8 protein-coding genes are annotated in these 7,025 nt (G+C 68.8%); 5 read left to right on the top strand and 3 right to left on the bottom strand.

Translation table 11 applies throughout. From position 1 onward, the window contains the following. The first annotated feature begins 53 nt into the window (after positions 1-53). Entirely contained in the window at positions 54-401 is a 348-nt protein-coding gene (locus Q7P21_RS18110) for a hypothetical protein (RefSeq protein ID WP_304178348.1), read from the top strand. Between the two features lie 3 nt (positions 402-404). On the opposite strand, the gene Q7P21_RS18105 is transcribed toward Q7P21_RS18110, so the two are convergent. Then, on the bottom strand, positions 405-1,193 hold the full coding sequence (locus Q7P21_RS18105) for an RNA methyltransferase (protein WP_304178338.1): 789 nt from the start codon (positions 1,191-1,193) through the stop codon (positions 405-407). Continuing rightward, positions 1,190-2,092 carry a class I SAM-dependent methyltransferase gene (locus Q7P21_RS18100; RefSeq protein ID WP_304178326.1) on the bottom strand — a complete coding sequence of 301 codons (903 nt, stop codon included), beginning with the start codon at positions 2,090-2,092 and terminating at the stop codon, positions 1,190-1,192. The genes Q7P21_RS18105 and Q7P21_RS18100 overlap by 4 nt, the downstream gene beginning before the upstream one ends. A gap of 204 nt (positions 2,093-2,296) precedes the next feature. Between Q7P21_RS18100 and Q7P21_RS18095 the strand changes: the two genes are divergently transcribed. After that, the gene (locus Q7P21_RS18095; RefSeq protein WP_304168717.1) at positions 2,297-2,926 is read left to right on the top strand and encodes a TetR/AcrR family transcriptional regulator; all 630 of its coding nucleotides are present in this window, start codon (positions 2,297-2,299) and stop codon (positions 2,924-2,926) included. Between the two features lie 12 nt (positions 2,927-2,938). Here the strand turns inward: Q7P21_RS18095 and Q7P21_RS18090 are convergent, their stop codons facing one another. Beyond that, entirely contained in the window at positions 2,939-5,047 is a 2,109-nt protein-coding gene (locus Q7P21_RS18090) for a lytic transglycosylase domain-containing protein (protein ID WP_304178316.1), read from the bottom strand. 157 nt (positions 5,048-5,204) lie between these two features. Between Q7P21_RS18090 and dapA the strand changes: the two genes are divergently transcribed. The 3 genes from dapA to Q7P21_RS18075 form a co-directional block, all read left to right on the top strand. Then, positions 5,205-6,089, top strand: a complete 885-nt coding sequence (gene dapA, locus Q7P21_RS18085; protein ID WP_304168712.1) for a 4-hydroxy-tetrahydrodipicolinate synthase — start codon at positions 5,205-5,207, stop codon at positions 6,087-6,089. Then, complete coding sequence (gene smpB / locus Q7P21_RS18080; protein ID WP_304168709.1) at positions 6,089-6,544, top strand: SsrA-binding protein SmpB; 456 nt, start codon at positions 6,089-6,091, stop codon at positions 6,542-6,544. Before dapA ends, smpB begins: the two co-directional genes overlap by 1 nt. Next, positions 6,541-7,025: GNAT family N-acetyltransferase (locus tag Q7P21_RS18075; RefSeq protein WP_304178307.1), on the top strand; the 485-nt coding region annotated here is incomplete at its 3' end. The genes smpB and Q7P21_RS18075, both read left to right, overlap by 4 nt.

Genomic DNA, 7,025 nt, shown 5'->3' with positions numbered 1-7,025 from the left:
CACGCGTCTATGATGCGCCGGGCCTCGTAACTTCCCCCGAGGAGGAGCCTTCCATGAGACTTGCCCTGTTCGTGTTGCTCGCCAGCCTTGGAGCCGCCGCCGCACAAGCCCAGCCGACCGATCCGCGTCTCGCCCTGGATGCGGCGGTGATGGCGACCGGACCCGCGCCTCAGGTGCGCCTGACCCTCGCAGAGCCCTACGCCCAGGCCTATGCGATGAAGCAGGCGGGTGTCGCGCGGACCTCGGTGGACCGCCGGCTCAGGTCGGAGGATGTGACCGGATCGCTCGGATTTCTTTGCGGACTTCAGCCGGGCGCGGAGCGCAGCGGGGCGGCGGCGGCCAATGGCTATGATCCGTCCGGCCGGTTCCTGGGGGCGAAGCTCAGCTTCGCATTCCGCTGAGCTTCAGCTCGCCGCGTAGATCATGATGCCGGTCGCCACTGACAGGTTCAGGCTGTCGGCGCGGCCGCGCATGGGGATCTTGACGTTGACGTCGCAGAGGGCGGCGAGGTCGGGGGTCAGGCCCTGCTGCTCATTGCCCATCAGCACCAGGGCGGGCTTGGCGTAGGTCGCGCTGCGGTGGTCGACCGTGGCGGTGAGCAGGGTGCCGACCACCGAGCCCGGCCAGGATTGGCGCCAGGCGGCGAACTCTTCCTCGGTGGCCTTGACGATCGGCACGGCGAAGATTGAGCCCATGGTGGCGCGGACCGCCTCGACCGAGAACGGATCGCAGCATTCGCCGACCAGGATCACCGCGCCGCAGCCGGCGGCGTCGGCTGTGCGGACGATGGTTCCGAGATTGCCCGGATCGCGCACCCGGTGCAGGGCGATCCAGCAGGTCGCGCTGTTCGGATCGAGATCGGCGAGCGGGGTGAAGACCTGGCGGAACACGCCGACCACGGCCTGGGGATTATCCCGGCGGGACACCTTGGCCAGGATGTCCTGGGTGACCTCGATCACTTCGCCGCCGGCGGCCTCGGCAGCCTTGGCGGCCTGGCGCAGCAGGAGGTGGCCCTCGGCCTCACGGCCGAACATCAGGATGTGCGGGGCATGGCCCAGTTCCACCGCCTCAGTGACGATCTTCAAGCCCTCAGCCACGAACAGGCCGGTCTCTTCCCGCTCCTTGCGCAGGTGCAGGGCGCGGACCGCCTTGACCGTCGGATTGGTCAGGGAGGTGACGGCGCGGCCGCTCACGCGGCCCACCGGGCGTAGAAGCTCATGCCGATCTCGCGATCGCCGCCCTCCTGGCAGAGCGCCAGCTCGCCCCACTCGATCCGGCCGCCGCGGGTGGAGAGCTTGTCGGAGAGCAGGCCGGCCAGGGCCGCGCCGGAAATCCGTTCGGCGTAGGCGTTCAACAGCAGGAAGGCGGGCTTTTCCGAGAGCAGCTCGGCGCATAGGGTGGAAAGCTCAGGCAGGTTGTCGAACAGCTTCCAGACCTCGCCGTCTGGGCCTCGGCCATATTTCGGCGGGTCGAGGATGATGCCGTCATAGCGCGAGCCCCGGCGCACCTCGCGCTGCACATAACGGCGCGCGTCCTCGCAGATCCAGCGGATGGGACGATCCTCCAGGCCGGACAGCGCCGCGTTTTCCCGCGCCCAGCCTATGGCCTTCTTCGACGCGTCCACATGGGTGACGGCGGCGCCGGCGGCGGCGCAGACCAGGCTGGCGACGCCGGTATAGCCGAACAGGTTCAGCACCTTGGGCTGACCTTCTGCGGCGCGCACCTTCTGGTCCAGCCAGGCCCAGTTGGCGGCCTGCTCGGGGAAGAAGGCCAGGTGGCGGAAGGCGGTGAAGCGGGCGTTGAACCGCACGTCCCCCCAGCCCAGGGGCCAGGTCTCCTTCGGCCGCCCCTGGAAGCGCCAGCGGCCGGCGTCCTCCTCGTCGGTGGGGTCGAACACGGCGTCGGCCTTGGCCCATTCGGCCTCGGACAGGCGCGGGCTCCACAGGCACTGGGGCTCGGGACGCACGACCAGATAGGGGCCGTAGCGCTCGAGCTTGCGGCCATGGCCGGAGTCGATCAGGGCATAGTCCGCCCAGCCCTGGGTGCGCATGACACCGGGCGCTTCAGCGACGGCGGGACGGGAGGCGGTCATGGGCAGGCCTTAGCCGGTTCGGACGCGGCCCGTCCAGTCGCGCGGATCGTCGGGAACCGGCCATCGGGGGCCGCTTCGGCCCCAGCGCGGCCATTTGTCATGGAAATGTCCCATTTCCAGCGAGCGGGCTTGCCACGTCACCTGTTTTGGTTTCCGCTCGCCGGAACAAGAAAAACATAGTGTTGTCATTACGGAAGGAACCCCGTGACCACGGCAGTGACCACGCGGCGCTCGGCGAGGAAACCCAAGGGCGACGGCCATCTGCGCCGCGCCGAGATCCTGGAGGCGGCGGAGCGAATCTTCGTGGCCGAGGGATACGAAGGCGCGACCATCCGTAAGATCGCCGACGAGGTCGGCGTGTCGTCCACCGCCCTCTACATGCACTTCCCCGACAAGGGCTGCATCCTGCTCGAGATCTGCGAGCGGACGATCATCCAGCTGCTGGAACGCAACGCCGAGCTGGCGGCCAAGCCGCTGGATCCGGTCACCCGGGTCAAGCAGATGCTCGACGCCTATATGCGCTGGGGGCTGGAGCATCCCAACGCCTATCAGCTGGTGTTCTCAGGGACCAATCCGGTGTCCGACGTCTGGGCCGAGAGCACCGCCGAGCTCAGCGCCCGCTGCTATGAAATCTTCTCCGGCGTGGTGCGCGAAATGGCGGCCGAGGGCCGGCTGCGCACCGGCACGGCGGATTCCGCCGCCCAGGTCCTGTGGGGCGCCTGCCATGGTGTCGTCGCGCTGCTGATCCTGCGGCCGACCTTCGAATGGGCGCCGACCGAGGAACTGATCCAGGTGACCCTGGACGGCCTCATGCACGGGCTGGTGGCGGACTAGGCGCCAAACCGCCTAGGGGTTGGGGATCGGCGCCATGCTGACGACCGAGGCCGGTGGCGCGGCCGTGGCGGTGTCGGTGGCGATCACATAGCCGTAGCCGCCGCGCTTCAGATCGCTCGACAAGGTGATCTGGGTGGTCCCGCCGTTCAGCCGGGCGCGATAGAGCTGCATGCCCTCCATCACCCGCATCACATAGTTCCGCGTCTCGCTGAACGGGATGCACTCGATGAAGTCGATGGGATCGCCGCTGCCGGTGCGCGGGTCGCCGCAGTAGCTCGACCAAAGGGTCGGGCGGCCAGGACCGGCGTTATAGGCCGCGACCGCCATGACATAGGACCCGGAGAACGAGCCGACCAGGTCTCCCAGATAGGTGGAGCCCAGGCGCATATTGTAGTCGGGGTCGTCCAGCTGGCCGCTGGAATAGGCGACGCCGACCTTGCGGGCGACCAGGGCGGCGGTGCCGGGCATCAGCTGCATCATGCCCCGCGCGCCGACGCCGGAGCGCACCATGGGGTCAAAGCCGCTTTCCTGGCGGGTGATGCCCAGCACCAGGGCCGGTTCCGGGGCGTTGAAGGCGCCGGGCGGGGTGCGGACCGGATAGCCGCGCTGGGGCAGGATGAAGCCACGCTGGGCGGCCGATCGCACGGCCTTCATCGAGGTGTCGATCTCGCCATAGCCGCGCGCCATATCGACCAGCAGGGCTTCTTCCTCGGCGGTCGGCAGGACGTCGTCCAGGGCCAGGACGAAGGTGCGGAACAGGTCGCGATTGCCGTTCTCGATCAGGATGCGGGCGGCGCGGACGGTCTCGCGCCCCTCGAACCGGGTCCGGTCGGATTGGGTGAGCTGGGGGTCATAGCCCATGACCAGACGCCCGCCGTCGACCTTCTCCGCCGACAGGAGGCCATAGAAGGTGGTGTAGTACTTGGCGCCTGCTGAATAATAGGCCTGGGCCCGGGCCTGGTCGCCCTGGGCTTCGGCGGCCCGGCCGCGCCAGTAGAAGGCCCGTCCGCGCGTGATGGGCGAGGAGCCGATCCGCTCGATGGCGGCGAAGTGGGTGTCGGCCACGGCGGGGTTCTTCAGCCGGGTCAGGGCGATCCAGCCAGCATAGAACTCGGCTTCGGCGGCGTCGGCGCCGGTGGTCAGGCCGCTGTGCGCCGCCGCGGCATATGCGCCGGCAGCGTCGCCCGCGCGCAGGGCCGACAGGGTCAGCTGATAGCGCTCATCCCAGACGCGGTCGGCCATTTCGGGGAAGGGCAGGTCGGTCGGGAACTTGGCGACCAGGCCCCGGGCCAGGTCCTCCATGCCGTGCTTGCGGTAATAGACCGCCCGCTCGAAGGCCAGGCCCGGACTGTCGGCCACGCTGGCGGGCAGGTTGGCGGCGATCGACTGGGCGTTGCCGACATTGGAGCGCAGCGCGATCCGCGCCTGCGCCAGCTGCTGCTGGTCGGGCGGCAGCAGCGGGATCATGTCGCGGGCCGCCGGTCCCTGGCCGCCGAACAGGATGACGTCGGCGCGGCGGACGTGGTCTTCGGTGGTCAGGACATCGCCGAACCGGGTCAGCATCTGGCGCTGGGGTTCGGCCTCGAACATCCGGTCGCGCCAGAAATGGCGGATCAGCTTGGCGGCGGCGTCGTTCTGGCCGAGCGCGCGGTAGGCGCCGGCCAGGGCCATGGCGCCCTGCGGGGTCAGGGGTTCGGAGCCGCCGAACCAGGCGATGATCTGGGCGGGGCTCTGGCCCGAGGTCTCGACCAGTTTCTCCGCCGCCGTCTGGCGGCGCACGGCCCTGGGCCAGCCGGCCAGGTCACGCCGGGCCTGGTCCAGGTCAAAGAAGGTCAGCGAATCCGAATTGGCGTCGACAAGCGCCCAGGTGGCGATCTTGCGGGCGATCGGATCGGAAATCGCCGCGATCGCCGAGCGCGCGCCGCCGATATCCGCCCGTCGCGCCGAATCAAGCGCGCTCTTGAGGGAGGCCGCATCGCCGTCCGACAGCGAGGCCCGATAGGCGGTCGCCGGGGTCTGGGTCAGCTCGATGGGCGTGGTGGAACCCTCGGGTCGCTGGTCCGTAGGCGCTTGCTGAGCCTCGGCCACGCCAAAGGCCATCGCGGCGATGGCGATGGTCACAACTGCCTTGGTGGCCTTGGACGGCAAAACGAAACGCTCCTAGTTTGATCCGATTAGATATGCAGATGAGTTGCAGCGCGAGGCCACCGCGCCATATTGTCCGCCCAAATCATGAGGCCGCAACACCGGGCCTCGCTTTCACGGCTTTTTGCAGACCATGTCCGATCCTTTGTTCCAGGGCGTCATGCCGGCGCTCGTCACTCCCTTTCGCGACGGCGCGGTGGATGAGACGGCCTATATAGCCCTCGTCGAGCGCCAGATCGCGGGCGGCGTCCATGGCGTGGTGCCGGTGGGCACCACAGGCGAAACCTCGACGCTCAGCCATGACGAACACCGTCGGGTTGTGGAGCTGTGCGTGAAAACCGTGGCTGGCCGCGTGCCGGTCGTCGCCGGGGCCGGATCCAATTCCACCGCCGAGGCCATCGAGCTGGTCCGTCACGCCAAGACCGTGGGCGCCGACGCCGCCCTGGTGGTGACGCCCTACTATAATCGCCCCAGCCAGGAGGGGCTCTACGCCCACTATGCGGCGATCAACGACGCCGTCCAGCTGCCGGTGCTGGTCTATAATGTCCCGTCGCGGACCAGCGTCGACATCTCCGACGCCGTGCTGATCCGGCTGTCCAAGCTGCCCAATATCGTCGGCATCAAGGATGCTACCGGCGACATGGCCCGCGCCACGCTGCAGCGCATCGGCTGCGAGCCCGGCTGGGTGATGCTGTCCGGCGATGATCCCACAGCGCTGGGCTACATGGCCCATGGCGGCCATGGCTGCATCTCGGTGACTTCCAACGTCGCCCCCGATCTCTGCGCGGCTTTCTACAACGCCGCCCTGTCGGGGGACTGGAAGACGGCGCTCTATTGGCAGGATCGTCTGGTGCGTCTGCACAAGGCGCTGTTCACCGACAATTCGCCGGCGCCGACCAAGTTCGCCCTCGCCCATCTGGGCCTCTGCCTGGAGACGGCCCGACTGCCGATCGCGCCGGCCTCGGAAGGCTCGCGCGCGGAGGTCCTCGCCGCATTGCGCGAGGCGGGCGTGATCTGATGACCGGCAAGCTGATCGCCGAGAACCGGCGAGCGCGGTACGACTATTTCCTCGAGGAGACCTTCGAGGCCGGCCTGATGCTGACCGGCACCGAGGTGAAGTCGCTGCGCGTGGGTCGCGCCAATATCGCCGAGTCCTACGCCTCGGTGGAGAACGGCGAGATCGTCCTGATCAATTCGGACATCCCGCCCTATGGCCACGCCAACCGCTTCAATCACGAGCCGCGCCGCCATCGGAAGCTGCTGCTGCACAAGAAGCAGATCGGCAAGCTGATCGGGGCCGTGCAGCGCGAGGGCCGCACGATCATTCCGATCAAGCTCTATTGGAACGAGAAGGGCCTGGCCAAGCTTGAGCTGGCGCTGGCCAAGGGCAAGCAGAACCACGACAAGCGCCAGGCCACGGCCGACCGTGAATGGCAACGCGACAAGGCCCGGTTGATGAAGGACCGGGGTTGATCCAGGCGGCGGATATCGAGGCCATAGAGCGGGCGACCCTGGCCGCCGTGGCGCCCGACGAGGTGCTGGAGATCGAAGGCTGGCTGGTGGGGCTCGATCCCGGCACCATCCGCCGCGCGGCCAGCGCCGTGCCGCTCAGCCACAACCTGCCGCATGATCCCGCTGTGCTGGACGCCATCGAGGCGGCCTATCGGTCGCGCGGCCTGTCGCCGGCCTTCCGGGTGGCGGATGCGCCGGGACTTCAGGCCGTCCGCGACGCCCTGGCGGCGCGGGGCTATGGCTTTGAACAGCCGACCCTGGTGAAGACCGCGACCGTCGCCGCCGTCCGCGCTGTGACCGATCGCGACCCCGCCGAGGTCGCCGACCGGCCCGACGACGCCTGGGCGGCCGTGTTCCTGGGCGAGGGCTTCGATCCCGTCGACGGCGCCTATCGGGTCAAGGCCCTGAGCCGGTCTCCCGGCGCCGCCTATGGGGCGGTGCG

Source organism: Phenylobacterium aquaticum (assembly GCF_947378715.1).
In the GTDB taxonomy this organism is placed as follows: domain Bacteria; phylum Pseudomonadota; class Alphaproteobacteria; order Caulobacterales; family Caulobacteraceae; genus Phenylobacterium; species Phenylobacterium aquaticum_A.
Note: the sequence above shows the minus strand (reverse complement) of the source record. Positions and strands in the feature narration are given on the sequence as shown.

Excerpts from the sequence above, each read along its gene's own strand:
- Q7P21_RS18100 (WP_304178326.1), bottom strand. The coding sequence starts at position 2,092 with ATGACCGCCTCCCGTCCCGCCGTCGCTGAAGCGCCCGGTGTCATGCGC.
- Q7P21_RS18110 (WP_304178348.1), top strand. The coding sequence starts at position 54 with ATGAGACTTGCCCTGTTCGTGTTGCTCGCCAGCCTTGGAGCCGCCGCC.
- smpB (WP_304168709.1), top strand. The coding sequence starts at position 6,089 with ATGACCGGCAAGCTGATCGCCGAGAACCGGCGAGCGCGGTACGACTAT.
- dapA (WP_304168712.1), top strand. The coding sequence starts at position 5,205 with ATGTCCGATCCTTTGTTCCAGGGCGTCATGCCGGCGCTCGTCACTCCC.